We start from the raw sequence: 19,036 nt of genomic DNA, 5'->3' as shown, positions 1-19,036 counted from the left end.
TCCCTGTTTATTAAATCAAATGATATAGTGTGGTTGGTTTTTATATCTTTGGCGAATATTTTTGACTTATGGAAATAAAAAACAACGCTTATCAGATACAAGGTGTCGATCTTAACAAAGTTGTTAAGGAGTTTGGCTCACCTGTATACGTTTATGACGCTAACAAAATAATTGATCAACTTAACACGCTCAAGAATGCTTTTAGTAAGCAAAAGATAAAGATAAAATATGCGGCTAAGGCGTTGACGAATATTTCTATACTTAAGCTAATGAAAAAACACGGTGCAGGTGTTGATGTGGTTTCTGCTCAAGAAGCCAAATTGGCACTAAAAGCTGGGTTTGAACCTGGAGACATTCTTTTTACTCCAAATTGCGTTTCTTTTGAGGAAATTCAACAAGGTGTTGAAATGGGACTGACCATCAACATTGATAATATTTCTATTCTTGAGCAATTTGGACATAAGTACCACAACAGCGTACCATGCTGCATACGTCTTAACCCTCACATTATGGCGGGCGGCAATTCTAAAATATCTACTGGCCATGTTGATTCCAAGTTTGGGATCTCCATATATCAGCTACCTCACCTGCTGAGAGTTATCAAAACGAACCAAATTAATGTGATAGGCCTTCACATGCATACCGGCTCTGACATATTGGATGCAGAAGTTTTTTTAAAGGTTGCAGATATACTTTACGGTGTAGCACGTGATTTCCCAAATCTCGAATTTATCGACTTCGGCAGTGGCTTTAAAGTGGGCTACAAAGAGAATGATATAACAACTAACGTTCATGACCTTGGTATAAAGCTTGGGAAGTCATTTGACAAGTTTTGCGAAAGCTATGGCAGAAAACTTGAAATGTGGTTTGAACCAGGGAAGTACCTAGTAAGTGAGTCAGGCTACTTCCTCGTTAAGTCTAACGTAATTAAAACAACACCAGCAACCGTTTTTGTAGGCGTGGATTCAGGAATGAATCACTTGCTGAGGCCTATGATGTACGATGCATACCACGAAATTGTAAACATTTCTAATCCCAAAGGAACTCAAAGAGTATACACTATTGTAGGCTACATCTGCGAAACAGATACTTTTGGCTGGGACAGAAAGCTAAATGAAGTGCGTGAAGGAGACATTCTCGCCATTAAAAATGCAGGAGCATATGGCTTCAGTATGGCTTCTAATTATAATTCCAGGTATCGCCCGGCAGAAGTACTAATTTATGAAGGTAAAGCTCACCTGATAAGGGAAAGAGAGACCATGGATGATATATTGAGAAATCAGGTCGAAATAGATATTTAATTAGCCCGAACAAATATTTTTGAGAAGTTGGACATTGATTAGCTAACCAGTCCAGCTTCTCATGCATATATTATCTAGTCCTTATACTTGTCTTTAAGCTTGTTTTTATACTCCTTCATAAACTTCTCTACTTTAGGTCGGCTTACTGAGGCCACATAAGGTTGGTTTGGATGAAGTTCATAGTAGTTTTGATGATAATCTTCGGCTTCATAAAATGAAGTAAATTTTGTGACCTCAGTCACTATCGGTTTATCATATTTTCGGGAACTCTCGAGCTTAGCCATTACCTTCTTTGCAATTTCCCGCTGACTAGCGGTTCTGTAAAATATCGCAGAGCGATACTGTTTTCCAATATCAGGTCCCTGCCTGTTTAATTGGGTTGGGTCATGCGATGCAAAAAACATCTCCACCAACTCCTCATAAGTTACTACATCAGGGTTAAAGAGGACCCTAACAGACTCTGCGTAATCTGTCCTTCCTTCACCTACTTCTTCATATGTAGGGTTAGTTTTAGTTCCTCCACTATACCCTGACACTACATCTTCCACACCCTTTACCCTTTCAAATACAGCCTCCGTACACCAAAAACACCCGCTGGCAAAAATAGCAGTGTCAAGCTTGGCTGCCAGTGCAGGATCAATGGGTTGTCTATCGTGTTTTACATCACCTCCCGAAGCGCAGCTTACAACGGCTGCAAGTACAAACACTATTAAAGGAGTCTTTATTAAATAATTCATTTTATTAATCTTTTATATAACATCTAACTTACTTTAAATTTTTTTGTTTCATCAGAAGTATCGCCTGGATGACAAATGAACATCTAAAGTTCTGCCACTAAAACAAACTATAATTTCCCCCTTTTCTAAATTTAGTGAGATCAAAAGGTGGAATTTTCCTCCCTGACATATAACGCGACCTGGACGATTTAAACAACTGAGATATCATTTCAGCGATGTTTCCTTCTCCTTTCATTCGTGTTCCAAACCGGCTATCATTAACATGACCTCCGTGCACTTCACGTATCTGATTCCAGACTTTATCGAACCTGTCAGGAAAATTTTTGCGAAGCCAATCTTCGAAAACCTCGCCTATATGACCATTGAGCCTTACCATGGTGTACCCTGCACCCATTGCACCATGCTCAGCCGCTGCTTTTATGACTTTAGGAATTTCATGGTGATTTAGACCTGGTATAATCGGAGCGTTCATAATAGTAACTGGCACACCTGCTTTTGAGAGCTCTTCAATAGCACGCAGCTTTCTTTTAGCACTTGCAGTGCGTGGTTCCAAAACAGACCTTAACTTTTCGTCAAGGGAAGTAATAGAGAGTACCACATGTACCAGCCTATCTCTGGCCAATGGCTCCAGAATATCTAAATCACGAAGTACTGTTACATTCTTGGTTATAATACCCACCGGGTTTCTGTATTTCAGAAATATTTCCAGGAGGCTCCGAGTTATTCTCAATTTTCTTTCAATGGGCTGGTAACAATCCGTGTTACCAGATAGCATGATCGGTTGAGGCTTCCATGATCTCTGTAGCAGATGCCTTTCTAAAAGCTCTGCAGCATTTTTCTTAACAATGATTTTGGTTTCAAAATCCAGGCCTGCATTATATCCCCAGTACTCGTGCGTTTTGCGGGCATAGCAATAGATGCACCCGTGCTCACATCCCTGGTAAGGGTTAAGCGAGTAATACATTCCCACATCCGGGCTTTCAACTTTATTAACAACCTTCTTGGGGTGTTCATAAAAAATTTGAGTCGAGATCTTCTCTCCAATCATCTCTTCATCTATCCCCTCTATATGCTCGAAAACATACTCCTGCTTTAAAAATGGGTTTGATGTTTTTATCTGTGCCCCTCTACCTTTGTGATATTCCGTTTCCATAAACCAAATTTACCAAATTGGTTAGTTATTACTAATTTTTTTAGTAAATTTGTTATTCCATTAAATGCTATAATAAAAAAAGAGATCTATGCATGGCTCTGCCGCATAGATCTCTGATTTTTTTGTAGAAACTAGTTTTACTTAAAAGGAATATCTAAGTCCAAATTGCATTTGCCACCTGGATAACAAACCTGTCTCCGGTGTAAAAGTGTCTGTTAGATTTGTATCGAACGAATAAACAGGGTTTCCATTGGTAACGCTGACACCAATAGGTTGAGTGTTGGTTGGGAACTGACGAACTCCCCAGTCTGAGCTAATGAAGTTACCAATGTTCAGGATGTCAAGGCTAAACTCTATAGAGTTGCCATTACCAAATCTATAGTTCTGCAAAAACCTAAAATCCCAACGAGAGTACCAGGGGCTAAGAGCATCATATTTCTCAGCATACGAGCCTCTGTTGTCACTTAAGTAATCATCCTGGCTAATAAATGCCTTCAATGCTGTTCTTTGAGCTGCCTCCTCTGCTGCCGTACCTGCAAAAGTCATGTTGTCAATCTCACTATCCGTTGGAATATAGATAAGATCATTCAGGCCAGATCCGTCATTATTAATATCACCGGAATAGGTGTAACTAAAGCGCCCTCCTTTAGCATACTCCAAGAAAATGGAAAGGGTAGTTGACCAGTTACCACCATATTTGAAAGTCTTATTTACATTGCCAACCACACGATGTTTATTACCGTAGAGAGATGGCGCCAACCTTGCCTTATTAACATGCCCGATCGCTGGGTTTCTGTCATAAGCATCACCAGAAATCTCCGCCTCGATAGAACTTGCATCTTTTGCATCAAGGTAGTTATAAGCAAGACTTGTATATAAACCGTTAGACCAATTTCTCTTTATCTCCAAAGTTCCGTTGAAAGTTCTTCCTTCATCCGTATTGCTAAAGACATAGGCATTTGTGGAACCTCCAAATGGACCCTGCGCCCTATCAGATGCTTGATAAATCACCCTGTTGTCAACACCATTTAATGTACCAGAAGGTAATCTCAAGCCATAGTTCCTTACCATCATAGCATTGATATCCTTTGTATAAGATAAATCTACACTCGCAATCCAACCGCCATTGAATTTTTTGTCAGCTCCAACACTTGTTCTCCAAACTTGCGGAAACTTGAAATCCTCCTCAGTCATCGTATAGAAGAAGAAATCTGGATTTGCCACTTGGTTTCCTACCCACACAAAGGGAAATCTACCGGTAAAAAGCCCTGTACCACCACGCACCTGCAACGTCTTGTTCCCAGTCACGTCCCAATTAAACCCTACTCTTGGTGAAATCAGCGGTGTCTGATCCGGAAGATTTGTATGATCAAACTGCACGGGGTTTCCCTTCTCATCATAGTAAATCACATCTGGCGCATAGGATCCGCCCTCACTAATCGTTCCTCCCTTTCTTGCTATATTTTCTTTAATTTTATCTTCTGTATCAAAATACAGTGGCAAATCCATCCTCAGACCATAAGTCAGGGTAAAGTTACCTGATATATCCCACCTGTCCTGTGCGTACAGAGCGAACTGACCAACATTGGTTTCTGCCAAAGCCCAGCTATCATTAGCATTATTGTTATTGAATGTGTTGATCGCATGATCTCTCACAAAATTCAATGAATCAGCTGCTACGTAGTCAAGAAAGTCCTGAACGCTATTAAAACCAGGACCGAAAGTTCCCCCTGGATATGGATAACCAAAACGCTCATATACACCAAGATTAAATGAGTTGTCAAATGAGAACTTTTCAAAAGAGCCTCCAACTGTCACAGAATGAGCCCCGAAATAAATATCAAAATTATCCGTAATCTGCAGTACCTGCTGATCTAGCTTATTGTTTATAGAAAATGGTTCGTGTCCTGCAACAATGTAGCGTATTCCGTCTTTATTAATGTTAACTACAGGGAATGGACTACTAAAAGGGTCACGACTATCCTCAAACTTAGTTATACCAATTTGAAATTTATTGGCTGTCTTGTTCGTAAATCGCGATTTGAATTCGAGCAAACCAGAGTGTATTTTGTTATTAATCGCGTAACCTGAGTTCCTGAACTGTAGCGTGGTGGCATCAGGCCCCCTACGCCCAATAGCTGATGGGTGAGCCGGCTTTTGTTTAGTCGCATTCAAAAAATTGTAAGTTGCGGTAACGGTATGTTTATCGCTAATATTGTAATCAATCTTGATGATACCTTTTTCATTATCGGTATCATGCTTATAGCCCTGATATGGACCTGTTTCATAACCTATGCTTCTCAAAGCATTTTGTACCGCTATGAGATCAGACTCCTCTACTCTTGACTCATTTGCTCCATCCTGAGGACCGTTTTTAGCTACGAAGCTTGAGCCAAGATCCTCTCTTCTCTCAACCTCCATATTCGCAAAAAAGAATAGCTTGTCTTTTATGATAGGGCCCCCTACACTAAAGCCTGTTTGAATCTGAGTAAGATCCGGAACAAAAATCTCTTCTCCCTCTACTTTCTTACCTGTTAGGGCGTCGGATCTATAAAAACCAAATACAGTTCCTGAAAATGTATTTGTTCCACTCTTAGTAACAGCGTTGATAGAAGCTCCTGTAAACCCAGATTGGGTTACATCATATGGAGCAACGGCAACCTGTATTTGATCAATAGCATCTAGTGAAATAGGTTGCGCATCTGTCTGACCACCTGGTGTGGCAGCATCCAGACCAAAAGGGTTATTAAAGATAGACCCGTCAAGGGAAAAATTATTGTACTGGTCATTTCTACCTCCAAACGAATTGCCATCAGAGGACGGCGTCAGTCTGTATATATCACTTGCAGAACGTGTAATAGTCGGTAGTTTGCGTATTTCCTCATTACTGAATGATTCCGATGCCCCGGTACGGTCACTATTAAAGGTTTCATTATTACCTGTAATAATGACCTCCCCCAAGGTTTGAACGTCCTCGTCAAGATTAAAATTAAGTTCCAACACCTGTCCAAGCAGAAGCTGAACATCTGTAAGCTCCTGAGCCGAATATCCTATATATGTTACCGTGACGGTATAGGGGCCGCCGACACGGAGGTTAGGTAAATTATACTTGCCATCGGGTCTTGTTGATGTGCCATATTGAGTTCCTGTGGGCTCATGGAATGCTATAACGGTTGCTCCTGGCAAACCATCGCCAGCAGCATCAGTTACTTCTCCCCTTATGGCAGCAGTCGTAACACCCTGCGCAAAAGAGAAGACTACTCCAATGAACATCAATGGTAGTGATAGTAATAATAGTTTTCTAATCATGGTTTTTTGGTTAGGTTTTATATTGTTTAAGGGTTAATGAATAAGTGTTATTAGCCAATCTAGTCAAGATAACTCGTTATAACGATCATTCAAAAATATTTTACCAAATATGATTTCTTAGGCATTTAAATTAAGCTTAAAGCCTATACCATGATAATTTACGATTTCAATGGAAGGATCTTCAGAAAGGTATTTTCTTAGCTTAGATATAAAGACGTCCATGCTACGCCCCAAAAAGTAGTCATCATCACCCCACACTTCTTTAAGAATATCCTCTCGCCGTATAACAACGCCCAGGTTATTACAGAAACAGTGCAACACATCTGCTTCCTTCTGAGTCAGTACTTTCCCTGTATCTCCATTAATTAAGGTAAGGTTATTATAATCAAAGATATACTTACCCAACTCAAAAGTGTGCTTCGGCTTCTCTCTAACAGTTTCAGTGTCCTCAGACAAACAACGACTCCTTTTAAGGAATACTTCTATACGGCAAACCAATTCCTCCATGCTAAAAGGCTTAACAATATAATCGTCAGCTCCTGTTTTGAATCCCTCTAGCTTGTCACCCTGCATAGATTTGGCTGTAAGAAACAGTATGGGAATCTCATTATTATTGTGGCGTATCTGCCTGGCAAGAGTAAAACCATCTTTTTTTGGCAGCATAACATCAAGAATGCATAGGTCAAACGCTCCCTGCCTGTACTCCAGCAAGCCCTCTTCTCCATCAAAGCACCTGACTACATTATACCCCTTCAACGCCAAGTTATCCTGAACAACAAAACCAAGGTTTTTATCATCTTCAACTAATAGTATCCTTTTCTCAGTCATTGTTAAGATATAGTTTAAAGGTGCTTCCTTGTTGCAGTTCGCTTTCAAGCTTTAATGTTCCCTTATGTGCAGTAATAATCAAATTTACATAGTTAAGGCCTAAGCCAAAACCTTTAACATCATGAACATTGCCTGTAGGCACGCGATAGAATTTATTAAAAACCCTTTTACGTTCTTCACTACTAATGCCAATACCATTATCCTCAACTTCAATGCATAATTTACCATTCTTATTGTGCGTTCGAATTTTTATCTCAGGAGGTTTTTGGGTGTATTTAATGGCGTTATCCAGCAAATTGTAAAACACATTAACAATGTGTAGTTTATCTCCATTTATATATGGGTTTGCTGCCTCCATAAAGATCTCCACATTTCCAGACCTCTCCTCCAGATTTAAGGCAACACCTTTCAGGGCTTCTGCTATAATTTCATGAATATTAATTCTTCCATTTTTAAGCGTGATCTCTTCCTCATCAAGGCTAGCCATTTGCAATACACGCTCTACCTGTTTCTTCAGTCTCTGATTTTCATTTTGGATTATAGCGGCATAGTTAAGCAAACGTTCAGGTTGCCTGATGATTTGCGGGTCTTTCAGAACCTCTGCCGACAAAGCAATGGTGGAAATTGGTGTTTTGAATTCATGGGTCATGTTATTAACAAAATCCTTTTGCACTTCGGAGAGTCTCTTCTGCTTAAGAATTACAAAGAGTGCATAAGCAAAAAAGATAATGACTACCAGTAAAACTGAGGAAGAAAACATCCAGACTCCCATCCGGTTTGTAATTATAGATGCTTTATTTGGGAACTGTACTCCGAAATAGTAATTCTGGTTTTCCCATTTAGGAAGTATACCTGTAGTACTGGCATGAGCTATTTGTTCATCCATAGCCACGTAGCTACCGTATACCATCTTTTCATTGGTACAGTCATAAATTCCATACTCAAAATCAGCAGTTATGTTACGTTTTTCAAACTCTGTTTTTAATAAATGCTCCAACAGGTTAGCATCTATTTCATTATTTATCATTACTACATAATAGTTTGTTGAGAGCTGCCGGATAGGGTTGTTGGCAGGTTCGGCAGTATTGGAAATTTGAAAAAACTGACTAGCCACATTGTAAAGAGCGGTACTCACGTCTCGGTTAAACTGATCTGCTTCCGTGTTAAATGCCTGTTTAAACCAATACACTTGGGTAATGACAATTCCAGCTATGCTAAGAACCGCTAATACTACTATTAACCTTATGGTGTTGCGCTTCATTACTTGAAAATAATAAAAAGGGAGATGGAACAGCCACTCTTTAACATCTCATTAACAATTATTACAAATCTCCTAACAAAATGATTCTTAAGTTCTTCACAATTTGAGCGTTAGTACCCTCTTATGCAGTTTAACAAATTACCATCGCTTAAATACTTGTTATAAGAAAAAGGCTTTTTTCTTAATAACGTCCATTTTGTTTACAGCCATTTCGTATGCACAAGGCCTGATAAGTACTTCCGACAACACTGGTTTCCATTGGGAAGAACCTCAGACTTACGACTTTGGAAAGATTACTAAAAACGAAGGAGTAAGTAATTATTTCTGATTTACAAATACAGGAGATATGCCTTTGATCATTTCCATCGCTAAATCCTCTTGTGGCTGTACAGTTTCCGCATATTCCAAAGATCCCATTATACCTTGTGAATCTGGAGAAATAACAGCTTCATATCATGCCAAAAAGAATGGCTCATTTCTCAAAAGTGTTACTGTTACCCCCAATGCCCGAGACAATGTAGTTGTCCCATACCTTAAGGGCAAAGCAAGAGAGTGTTGCTATATAAGTTAGTAGAACACTCTTTGATTCCCAACATAACTATTGATCAAAGTCTTTGAAGCTGAACCTCTATTACATCAACATCTGTAATATTTTTTAGATTTAATATTCACTTAAGATAAAAATGTGGTGTGGTTTATTAAGGTATTTGTTAAATTTGCCCTCTTGTTTCAATAAGTGGTGACTTATTTAAACCTAACTCGTAACGCAATGTCATCTAATCTCGCCAGATCCGGTGCTATTTTATTGATGCTTTCCTTTGGGATCGTACTGGTGGCATGCAGCACGTCTCCCTACGAGTATTCGGCAATTTCTCAAAGCGGCTTTGTCAATGTAGTGGTTGAAATACCAGCCGGAACCAACCTCAAGTATGAGTTTAGCCCTAAAACAAAGCAGTTTGATGTTGAAATAATAGATGGTAATAAGCGGCGGGTAAACTTTCTTCCTTATCCTGGAAATTATGGATTTGTCCCTTCTACATTAATGGACAAATCAAAAGGTGGGGATGGTGATGCCCTTGACATCTTGATTATCTCCGAATCATTGCCCCAGGGAACCATTATAGAGACTATCCCTATTGCTGTATTGCAATTATCGGATCGTGGAGAAACTGATGATAAGATAATTGCCGTTCCGGCAGACAAATCATTACGGGTTATTGACTGCACCACTTTAAATTGCCTTCAAGAACAATCTCCAAAAGCACTATCCATTATACAAGACTGGTTTAGCAGCTATAAAGGGGTTGAAAAAATGGAGTTTCTTGGATGGGCAAATGAAAATGAGGCTCTAAGTGAAATAAAAAAATGGTCAATTTCTGATGAAAAAAAATAGTTATCTCTGGATGATTTTTGCTGTTGTTGCCTGTAGTGCCAACAGCGATAACAAAGAATCTATAAATGATATTTATTTTAACAGCGCCGAATCACGCGGCGAAGTTGAAAACCCATTGATCAATGAAGCATCAGGCCTAGCAGAAAGCCTTAACAACCCTGACATGCTATGGACCCATAACGATAGCGGCAATGATCCATTTATATTTCTAATCGATGAATATGGCAAAGACCAAGGCACGTATGAACTAAAAGGTGTGCATAACCGTGATTGGGAAGATATTTCTACCGGGCCAGGACCAGAAGCTGGCCAAAACTATCTCTATGTTGCAGAAATGGGTGATAATAATGCTGTACATGAGTTCAAATATATTTATCGCTTCAAGGAACCCATTGCCGGCGAGTCTGGTGTTATTGAAAACATCGAAACCATTACCTTTCAATACCCTGACGGCAAAAGAGATGCAGAGTGCCTAATGATTGATCCTCTTACCAAGGACTTATACATAGTATCAAAAAGAGAGGATAATGTAGGTATCTACCGTGCTCCGTATCCACAGTCTACAGAAGAGGTTATCATTTTAGAAAAACTGGGAACCATACCATATCACAATATTGTTGGTGGGGATATTTCTTCTGATGGTGGTGACATCATAGTAAAAACTTATGATGAGATCTTGTATTGGCAGCGAACAGACGCTTCTGATGTTTTTGAGGCCATGCAACAAGAGCCGCTATCAATTCCATATATGCCCGAACCTCAAGGGGAGGCCATAGCATGGAAGAAAGACAAAACTGGCTTCTTTACTTTAAGTGAAGAACGGGATGGCATAGAAGCAGTATTATATTTTTACAAAAAGCAATAGTGCCCTGAACAGCCGATGATAGTTTTTTAGTAGAAAGGATACTTTTCAACCTTCCGATTTCAAGTAGCAGCTAAAAGGTTACACCAGTTCCATGACGCTATTTGGCATCTCTAATAGCTCTCCGAAAGGAGAGTAATATTCAAAGTGCATTTTTAGTGGATTTCGCGAACCTTTGTCTCTCAGTGTTAAAAGTTTATACACCAGTTTATACTCAACTTAGGCATATCTCTGTCAAGTGTCCAAAAACGGAAAAGAACGCTTATTTTGCCAAGTTAATGTTTCATAGATTTACCATATAATAGTGAATACTAACAAATTAAATGGTTAAAATATGAAAAAGACTTTAATTTTTCTCTCCTTCTTAGGACTATTATTAATTGCTGTTTCCTGCAGTGATCCTGCCGCTGATGAATTGTATGATTTGAAGAAACCGGATCCCACAACTTCAACCGTAGGAGATAAAAGCCCAGACACTGATGACAATCCCCCCCCTGCTCATTAAGAAAATTATACATGTAAGTTTTTCAAAGAAAGGCTCGAATAAAATTCGGGCTTTTTTGTTTAATTTACATTTTGGTGTAGGAAAAATTATATTTATGAGTAAACTTGTTTTTATCCCCTTTTTGCTGGTCTGCTCGTTGTGTTTTGCGCAATCAGATTTACAGAACCTCTATGATTCTGCTCGACATAACTCCAATCTCAATCTTGCCCAAAAAGTAAATCACTTGGCCAATGAGTCACACGAAAAGAAGCTTTTGGCAAACTCCTATTTCTTAATGGCTTATTTACAGAAAAAAGATGAAAAGTTCTACGAGGCAGTTTCCAATTATTTTAATGCTCTATCAGCTTACCGTACTCTTGGAGACATAAAGCAGGTAGCTAATGTTACAGAGAACATTGCCAATATTTACAATGCCACTGGCTTTCATGACAAAGCTCTTGAATATTACTACGATGTGATCAGAATTAGAACTTCCCTTGCTGACACAGCTGGGCTGATAAAAGTAAACTCTGCCACTGGCTTACAACTGCAGGAGATGGGGCGCTATGATGAGGCTTTGGCTTTATACTCAGAAACGCTCAATATGGCTCAAATTACCAATGATAAACACAGGGTATATTGGATAAATAACAACATTGGTCGCATATATAGGTCACTACATGATTTTCCAAAGGCCAGGGCCGCTTATGAAAAGTCCATGGAAGCTGCCATAAACAAAAACGACATAGGAGAAGTTTATAATAACCTTGGGTACCTATACCTTACATTTAACGACACCCTGGCCGCTTACAAATACCTTAAAGAGTCCCTCAATATGCTCTCCGACCATATGTTTATAGGCACGGCTTATACCAACCTGGCATACATATATGAAAAAAGAAACTCGGATTCTACACAACTTTTCTTTGAAAAGAGTTTTTCCTTTTTCAAGGATCATCAAATAACCATGAGCGAAGAGTACTTCGAGGTATGTAGAAAGCTAAAAGAAATCAACCGTGCAAACGGTAACCTTCAGGAAGCCTTAAAATATAGCGACAACATAGACCAACTAACCACTGATTTGCTTGAGCTTAGGATAAACCTCAACGATATGTACAACCAGTACCAGGTAGAGGCCGCAACCTATAAATTCGCCAGTGAAGAAAAGGCCAGAGCCTTAGCCAAACAGTTAAAAATTGATCAGTACATTAAGTGGGCATTGGCAGTTCTAGCGGTTATTTTGATTACTTTACTAATTATACTATATCGCAAAAACCGCAAGATACAATTTGCTCAAGACACGGCCAGAAAAATTTACAAGGTCATTCACTCTTAAGACTTACAGGGCTGTTCAGTTGCCCTTCATGTTTATCAACTGGGTGAGAAAATCACTCGAAGCAGATAGTTTGCCTTCAAGTTTTTGCTTTTCCTCTTTCAGGCGTTCATTAACATTAACCAGGGCTTCATACTCTTGCAACAGATTCGTAAAAGCCTCCTTAGGATTATCTTCAAATAACTTGCGGTAAAGCTCTGTTTTTGCCTTAGCTGCATCGAACAAACCAGGCTCTTCGGTGTTAGAAGTATCAGTTGGGTTTGCCAAGTCATTACCTTCACCTGGGGTAAACAAATAGGTGACTGACGTTTCCAGTATTTGGGCAATTACAGGCAATAAATCACTGGTAGGGGATGATTGTCCATTCTCCCATGAGGAAAGTGTAGCGTTTCTAAAAGAAATACCCGCAACCTGATTTACCTTCTCAATGAATTCAGATTGCGTCATCTTAAGTTTTTTGCGATAAAAAGCAATTTTATTGCCTAGTAGAATTTTATTATTCAAGATAACCGTATATATTTAATCAAATTTACGATAATTAGTAAATAATAATAGTGTTATGTCTGTTAAGATACGAAATTTAACAAAATGAACGCACTAACATTGCGCTCCATAAACCTAAAAACTTATGATACTTACCGAAAGAGACATTTATCCGAGGCTGGAATTTGATCGGAATAGTAAACATGATTTTACTATACAGCTTTTTTTTGATGAGATTAAAGAGTTTTCACTGTGCTGGCTTGCTGAAGAGGAGCTTGAGCATAAATACCCAAATCGTGTGATTAACAAAGAGCTCAAGTACAGACGTAACGGCAATATGATTGAGATATTAGAAAAAAAGAGCAAAAGTAATATAGCACAGATCAGGTATATACCACTTTAATGGATGGGACTACAAGAAATATTATCAAGATTTAACAGGCTTCAGGAGCTAATAGAACAGGAAAGCACCGGTAGCCCGGAAGACCTCGCAGAAACTTTGGGGGTGTCTAAGAGACAATTGTTGAACTACATCATAGCATTGAAGAATGAATCTGATCAATCTATTATATATGATCGGTCAATTCAAAGCTATAAGTTCATGAACGGCAATGCCACTGAGATGGATTGACCAACAAACTCCATAAGCCCAGGTCCCCATTTTGGTGCTAGAGCTGTATGCATCTCATTGTTTAAGTGTCAATTAAACAGGCATTAGCACTTAACATAGATGCATCAATCTACACGCCACTACTTTTCACGGGCAGCTAGACTTTCAGTAAATTTTCTCAAAACACTCTTGCGATGTAAGGGTGCATCGATTCGCCTTAAAAAATTAAATCCTTGCTCAAAATACTCATTCATAGTATTCTCAGTAAGCTCTTTTATGCCTAGGTCGTTATAAATCTTCGTTACGGCCTTTACTTTTTCCTCCGGATCAAACTGCTTTTTTTCTAGCCAGCCTTCAAGCTCCTTCTTTTGCTCACCTTTTGCATTATCCAATGCCTTTATGAGCAGAAATGTTTTTTTGTTTGACAAGATGTCTCCACCAACCTGCTTTCCAAATTTCTCTTTGTCTGCATAAACATCTAACAAGTCATCCATCAGCTGAAAACCAATGCCGATATTAATACCATACTTCTGTAATGCTTCACAGTTTTGCTTTTCAGCACCAGCGAGGAGTCCTCCAAGCTCAAGGCTAAACCCAAGCAATACGGCTGTCTTCTGCCTGATCATATTAAGGTACTCCTCTTCAGCAACTTCCCTGCGGCTCTCAAAAAGCATATCCAGTTGTTGCCCCTCACAAACCTCTCGTGCACATTGGTTAAATGTCTGTAATACCTCCACTGTAAGTGATGCCTGATCCGTAATAAGCATCTCATAAGCTTTTACCAGCATTACATCGCCCGAAAGTATGGCCGTATTGTGGTTCCATTCCTCATGTACAGTATTTTTACCCCTTCTGAGTGGCGCTTCATCCATGATGTCATCATGCATTAAGGTAAAGTTATGAAACACCTCCACGGCAATTGCCTGCCTCAAAACTGACTCCACGTCATCCTTGTAAAGTGAATACGCCAGTAAGGTTAGCAAAGGCCTTAGCCTTTTGCCTCCTAATGACATGATATATTCAATGGGCTCATAAAGCTCCCTCGGAGCCTGCCCGTATTCAGTTCGCTCAATTTCTTTTGAAATTAAAGCCTGCAGTTGCTTTATGTTATTCATGGGTTATGTAGTGGCGAAACTAAACCATATCCTTCTTATCAACAAATTCAAGGTCGATGGTTCTTCGATCTATATCAGTACTCTTCACAGTAACATTTACCTCATCACCAAGAGTGTACATCTTCTTATTTCTGCGGCCAAAAACACGATAGTTTTTCTCATCAAACTCATAGTAGTCATCTTTCATATCTACCATTCGCACCATACCCTCACATTTTGTTTCTACGATTTCAACGAAAATCCCCCACTCAGTAACTCCTGATATAATACCTTCAAAAACCCGGTCTTCCACACTTTGCATAAATTCTACCTGCTTATATTTGATAGAAGCCCGTTCAGCATCCGCAGCCCTCTTCTCCCGTTCGGAAGAATGGATACACTTTTCTTCGTAATCATTTTTATTAACAGATTTGCCTTTTTCTAGATAGTGTTGCAAAAGTCTGTGTACCATCATATCTGGATATCTCCTGATGGGTGATGTAAAATGTGTATAATGTTTAAAAGCCAGCCCGAAATGACCCATGGCTTCAGTAGTATATTTGGCTTTTGCCATTGACCTGATGGCCAACTGCTGTAATACGTTCTCTTCAGGTTTTCCCTCAATGGTTGTCATCAGGCTATTGAGAGACTGAGAAATAGATCCTTGGTCTGTCCTGAGCTGGTGTCCAAATTTTTTTGCAAACTGGGCAAATGAATCAACTTTTTCAGGGTCCGGATAGTCATGAGTCCTGTATACAAAAGTATTCTTATCCTCACCTTTCTTCATTTCATACACAAATGCAGCCACCTTCCTATTGGCCAAAAGCATAAACTCTTCAATGAGTTTATGTGCATCTTTCCTCACTTTAGGGATAATTCCCAAAGGCTTCCCTTTTGCATCCAGTTTAAACTTAACCTCCGTAGTCTCGAAATTAACAGCTCCCTTATTAAACCTTTCCTTTCTAAGCTTCTTTGCAAAATCGTTAAGTTTTTGAAGTTCTTGTACTAAATCGCCTACTCCGGTTTCAATACACGCCTGAGCCTCCTCATAGGTAAATCTCCTATCTGAATGTATCACAGTTCTTCCAAACCATTCCTTTTGTACATTGGCTTTATCATCCATTTCAAAAATAGCAGCAAAGGTCAGCTTATCTTCTCTGGGCCTTAATGAGCAAAGGCCGTTTGAAAGCCTCTCTGGTAGCATAGGAACGGTACGATCAACAAGGTATACGGAAGTAGCTCTGTCAAAAGCCTCCTTCTCAAGCACAGTGTTGGGCTGAACATAATGAGTTACATCTGCGATATGGATACCTACCTCATAGTTGCCGTTGTCCAAAACTCTGAAAGAAAGTGCATCATCAAAGTCCTTGGCATCTTCAGGGTCTATGGTAAAAGTAAGTACTTGTCTAAAATCCCTTCTTTTCTCAATTTCTTTTTTTGTAATCCTATCAACGATACCTTCTGCCTCTTTTTCAATATGCTCAGGAAACTCAAAAGGCAGGTCAAACTCTGCCATTATAGAGTGTATCTCCGCTTCGTTATCTCCGGCAGGACCAAGTACATTTACTATTTCACCTTCAGGGCTTTTATCTCGCCCCGGCCATTGAGTGATCTTTACTATTACCTTGTCATTATGTTTGGCTCCACTTGTTGCATCAAGCCTGACAAATATGTCCTGATGTATCTTTTTGTTATCCGCAATTACAAAAGCAAATCTTGGAGAAAACTCAACCCTTCCAACAAACTGTTCCCTCGCACGCTCAATGATCTCTACAACCTTACCTTCAGGCTTACGGCCTACCCCTGAACCCTTGAGCTGTACTTTAACGGTATCGCCATCCATGGCAAAATTAATGTCCTGAGATTTGATGTATACATCCTCTTTGTCATCTGGCGTTAAAAGGTAGGCGAAACGGGGATTGACATGATCCAATTTACCTATAAGGAACTCAGCTTCACTAACACTTTTGTAGCTTCCGTTAGTCAGCTGAATAATCTTGCCATACTTCTGTAATTCAGAGAGCACGTAGGGTATCTCTCTGTTATAATCTTTTCTGCGGTAGCCGAGCTTTTTGGCTACCTGACTTGCCGTATATACTTTGTTATAATTATTGTTAAGAAGAGAAAGTATCCGGGCCTTTAGTTTTTCTTTAATGCTTCCGGATTTTCCAGACTTCTTCTTTTTTCCTTTCTTTTGACTCATAAATTATTGTGTCATGCATCTAAACAAAGATGCGATTAAAATTAATGCTTATTACGCCCTAGCAATACTAAATGTTTAAAATTAAAACAAGATTAAGGGCTCTTAGTTAGCCTTTTAGACTAATTGGCTGGCGTGATGGTAACCTCAAACGGTACTGCGGCGATATTCTTTAGTTTTAAATATAATTGCGCTGTTACGGCCACATCTTGCAGGCAATAATCAGCTATCTTTTCCAGTTTTCGATCTTTATAATAAACACGATTTACATCGCTGCCATTCATATCAGTTTTACTGGACTCAATATTAAATATTGCTGCCAAAAGATCAAGAGATGTATAGTGTTTCCAATCACCAAACTTCCACATATCCATGGTATCAATATGATTTATTTCCCAGGGCTTCTTACCAGCAAGGTCCAAAACCGACGGCAGTGAAATACCATTAATGAGCATCCTCCTACTTAAATAGGGAAAGTCGAACTCCCTTCCGTTATGCGCGCACAACTTCAGGTTGTCAGACCTCATTTTACCTAAAACAACATTAAAATGCTCCAAAAGTGCTTTTTCATCTTCATTATAGAGCCCCTTGAGCCTCAACTCCAGCCTCTCTTCTTCAGCGTGGAAAAAACCAATACCGATGCTTACTACTTTACCAAACTCAGCATAGATACCAGCGCGCTGAAAATAAAATTCATCCTCTGTAAGCCCCTCTTCTCTTTTCAGAAATGAAGCCTTACGGCTCCACAGCGTTTTCATCCGCTCACTCAGCTCCTCAAAGGTCTCTGATATGCTGACTGTTTCTATATCAAGAAATAAAATATCCTTCAGTTCTTTCATATTACGAATGAAGAACTCCTTCCATATCTAACTCTTTTATATAAATAAGGTTATCTTCTTTGATGGTATCGGGAAGAAAAATAAACTTCTTGTCATATATCTTACCATCAATATAATAGCTCACCCAAAACTCATTATTGAGATGGAAAATGTCAGAGTTTATGGGCTCTATTAATGCCGTGCTTTTAGCTGGTACGGTTTCTAAAAAATGCCTTAGGGTTGACGTTTTTTGATGCTCATCACCTACCTTTCCATAGCCTGTTGAAGCCACTAAGGTGTTTTCTATATCATGCTCGTTTCTATTGATAAGATGAACATTCCACTCTGCCTGATTAAGCTTATTGACTTCTCGGGTAACAGCTAGTGTTACATTCTTAACTTCAGGTACTTTAATATCTTTTCTCATTCTAAAAACAGGTTCATTTCAAACAGACCTGCCAATTTGGTCTTCAATATGGCTTTTACCTCATTGATATCCAACTTTCTACCCAATTCATTTTCTAATGAAGTTACTGCTTTGTCATCGATTCCACATGGCACTATATTGCCAAAGTAATCCAGGTCAGTATTAATATTAAACGCAAACCCATGCATGGTCACCCATCGACTTGACTTAACACCCATTGCACATATTTTACGCGGGTTCACCTGTTCTTCGTGGTCCAGCCATACCCCTGTTAACCCTTCAATCCTACCTGATTTGATACCATACTCAGCAAGTGTTTCAATTATACCTTCCTCCAACAGTCTTAGATATTTGTGGATGTCTGTAAAGAAGTTGTCAAGATCAAGTATAGGATACCCGACTATTTGCCCTGGGCCATGGTAGGTAATGTCCCCTCCACGGTTAATCTTGTAATATGTTGCTTGTTTAGCTTTTAGGCCTTCGGCATCAATCAATAAGTTCTCTTCAGAACCACTTTTTCCTAACGTGTAAACATGTGGATGTTCACAAAATATCAGGTAGTTTGGTGTTATTTCTTGTTTCTCTATGGGAAGTTTCCTGTTGCTGATTTTTAAACTAACAATTTCATCAAACAGTTTTGTCTGATAATCCCAGGCCTCTTTATAGTCGATACTACCCAGATCGATGAATTGTACTTTTTTATTGATGGTTGAGTTCACTGCCGAATCAAAACACTCTTATAT

18 protein-coding genes and 1 pseudogene are annotated in these 19,036 nt (G+C 39.2%); 8 read left to right on the top strand and 11 right to left on the bottom strand.

Annotated features, from left to right (window positions below; all coding sequences use genetic code 11):
• Window positions 1-68 precede the first annotated feature (68 nt).
• Window positions 69-1,301, top strand: coding sequence for a diaminopimelate decarboxylase (lysA, locus tag JMN32_RS07800; RefSeq protein WP_202855748.1), 1,233 nt, complete (start codon window positions 69-71; stop codon window positions 1,299-1,301).
• A 74-nt stretch (window positions 1,302-1,375) separates the two neighbouring features.
• Here lysA and msrA read toward each other — a convergent pair whose 3' ends face one another.
• The 5 genes from msrA to JMN32_RS07775 all read right to left on the bottom strand — a co-directional run bounded on the left by msrA (window position 1,376) and on the right by JMN32_RS07775 (window position 8,589).
• The gene (gene msrA / locus JMN32_RS07795) at window positions 1,376-2,038 is read right to left on the bottom strand and encodes a peptide-methionine (S)-S-oxide reductase MsrA (RefSeq protein WP_202855747.1); all 663 of its coding nucleotides are present in this window, start codon (window positions 2,036-2,038) and stop codon (window positions 1,376-1,378) included.
• A 97-nt stretch (window positions 2,039-2,135) separates the two neighbouring features.
• Window positions 2,136-3,191: a PA0069 family radical SAM protein gene (locus JMN32_RS07790; RefSeq protein WP_202855746.1), complete on the bottom strand. Its 1,056-nt coding sequence runs from the start codon at window positions 3,189-3,191 to the stop codon at window positions 2,136-2,138.
• Between the two features lie 141 nt (window positions 3,192-3,332).
• Entirely contained in the window at window positions 3,333-6,500 is a 3,168-nt protein-coding gene (locus JMN32_RS07785; protein ID WP_238354380.1) for a TonB-dependent receptor, read from the bottom strand.
• Between the two features lie 117 nt (window positions 6,501-6,617).
• Window positions 6,618-7,328 carry a response regulator transcription factor gene (locus JMN32_RS07780; RefSeq protein ID WP_202855745.1) on the bottom strand — a complete coding sequence of 237 codons (711 nt, stop codon included), beginning with the start codon at window positions 7,326-7,328 and terminating at the stop codon, window positions 6,618-6,620.
• Window positions 7,321-8,589: a sensor histidine kinase gene (locus JMN32_RS07775; RefSeq protein ID WP_202855744.1), complete on the bottom strand. Its 1,269-nt coding sequence runs from the start codon at window positions 8,587-8,589 to the stop codon at window positions 7,321-7,323. The genes JMN32_RS07780 and JMN32_RS07775 overlap by 8 nt, the downstream gene beginning before the upstream one ends.
• A 340-nt stretch (window positions 8,590-8,929) precedes the next feature.
• Here JMN32_RS07775 and JMN32_RS07770 point away from each other — a divergent pair.
• From JMN32_RS07770 to JMN32_RS07750, 5 genes and pseudogenes are all read left to right on the top strand, one after another.
• Window positions 8,930-9,160: pseudogene (locus JMN32_RS07770) on the top strand (DUF1573 domain-containing protein); the annotation flags it as partial.
• Between the two features lie 198 nt (window positions 9,161-9,358).
• A complete protein-coding gene (locus JMN32_RS07765) occupies window positions 9,359-9,982 on the top strand; it encodes an inorganic diphosphatase (RefSeq protein WP_202855742.1) in 624 nt (207 codons plus the stop codon).
• Complete coding sequence (locus JMN32_RS07760) at window positions 9,969-10,847, top strand: hypothetical protein (RefSeq protein WP_202855741.1); 879 nt, start codon at window positions 9,969-9,971, stop codon at window positions 10,845-10,847. Before JMN32_RS07765 ends, JMN32_RS07760 begins: the two co-directional genes overlap by 14 nt.
• 331 nt (window positions 10,848-11,178) lie before the next feature.
• Entirely contained in the window at window positions 11,179-11,349 is a 171-nt protein-coding gene (locus JMN32_RS07755; protein WP_202855740.1) for a hypothetical protein, read from the top strand.
• Window positions 11,350-11,443: 94 nt separating this feature from the next.
• Complete coding sequence (locus JMN32_RS07750; protein ID WP_202855739.1) at window positions 11,444-12,664, top strand: tetratricopeptide repeat protein; 1,221 nt, start codon at window positions 11,444-11,446, stop codon at window positions 12,662-12,664.
• Between the two features lie 15 nt (window positions 12,665-12,679).
• Here the strand turns inward: JMN32_RS07750 and JMN32_RS07745 are convergent, their stop codons facing one another.
• On the bottom strand, window positions 12,680-13,165 hold the full coding sequence (locus JMN32_RS07745; protein ID WP_262896703.1) for a helix-turn-helix domain-containing protein: 486 nt from the start codon (window positions 13,163-13,165) through the stop codon (window positions 12,680-12,682).
• Between the two features lie 124 nt (window positions 13,166-13,289).
• On the opposite strand from JMN32_RS07745, the gene JMN32_RS07740 reads away from it, so the two are divergent.
• Both JMN32_RS07740 and JMN32_RS07735 read left to right on the top strand, forming a co-directional pair.
• On the top strand, window positions 13,290-13,547 hold the full coding sequence (locus tag JMN32_RS07740; protein WP_202855737.1) for a hypothetical protein: 258 nt from the start codon (window positions 13,290-13,292) through the stop codon (window positions 13,545-13,547).
• Between the two features lie 3 nt (window positions 13,548-13,550).
• Window positions 13,551-13,775 (top strand): hypothetical protein, encoded by a 225-nt coding sequence (locus tag JMN32_RS07735; RefSeq protein WP_202855736.1) that lies wholly within the window; start codon window positions 13,551-13,553, stop codon window positions 13,773-13,775.
• A 119-nt stretch (window positions 13,776-13,894) separates the two neighbouring features.
• On the opposite strand, the gene JMN32_RS07730 is transcribed toward JMN32_RS07735, so the two are convergent.
• The 5 genes from JMN32_RS07730 to lipB all read right to left on the bottom strand — a co-directional run bounded on the left by JMN32_RS07730 (window position 13,895) and on the right by lipB (window position 19,012).
• Window positions 13,895-14,869 carry a polyprenyl synthetase family protein gene (locus tag JMN32_RS07730; protein ID WP_202855735.1) on the bottom strand — a complete coding sequence of 325 codons (975 nt, stop codon included), beginning with the start codon at window positions 14,867-14,869 and terminating at the stop codon, window positions 13,895-13,897.
• 19 nt (window positions 14,870-14,888) lie between these two features.
• Complete coding sequence (gene rnr, locus JMN32_RS07725) at window positions 14,889-17,051, bottom strand: ribonuclease R (protein WP_202855734.1); 2,163 nt, start codon at window positions 17,049-17,051, stop codon at window positions 14,889-14,891.
• Between the two features lie 119 nt (window positions 17,052-17,170).
• Window positions 17,171-17,887, bottom strand: a complete 717-nt coding sequence (locus JMN32_RS07720) for a 3'-5' exonuclease (protein ID WP_202855733.1) — start codon at window positions 17,885-17,887, stop codon at window positions 17,171-17,173.
• Between the two features lies 1 nt (window position 17,888).
• Window positions 17,889-18,293: a hypothetical protein gene (locus JMN32_RS07715; RefSeq protein WP_202855732.1), complete on the bottom strand. Its 405-nt coding sequence runs from the start codon at window positions 18,291-18,293 to the stop codon at window positions 17,889-17,891.
• Window positions 18,290-19,012 carry a lipoyl(octanoyl) transferase LipB gene (lipB, locus tag JMN32_RS07710; RefSeq protein ID WP_202855731.1) on the bottom strand — a complete coding sequence of 241 codons (723 nt, stop codon included), beginning with the start codon at window positions 19,010-19,012 and terminating at the stop codon, window positions 18,290-18,292. Before lipB ends, JMN32_RS07715 begins: the two co-directional genes overlap by 4 nt.
• Window positions 19,013-19,036 lie beyond the last annotated feature (24 nt).

The organism is Fulvivirga marina, from assembly GCF_016775155.1.
GTDB lineage: Bacteria > Bacteroidota > Bacteroidia > Cytophagales > Cyclobacteriaceae > Fulvivirga > Fulvivirga marina.
The sequence above is the reverse complement of the archived record's forward strand: the minus strand, read 5'-3'. Positions and strand labels throughout refer to the sequence as shown.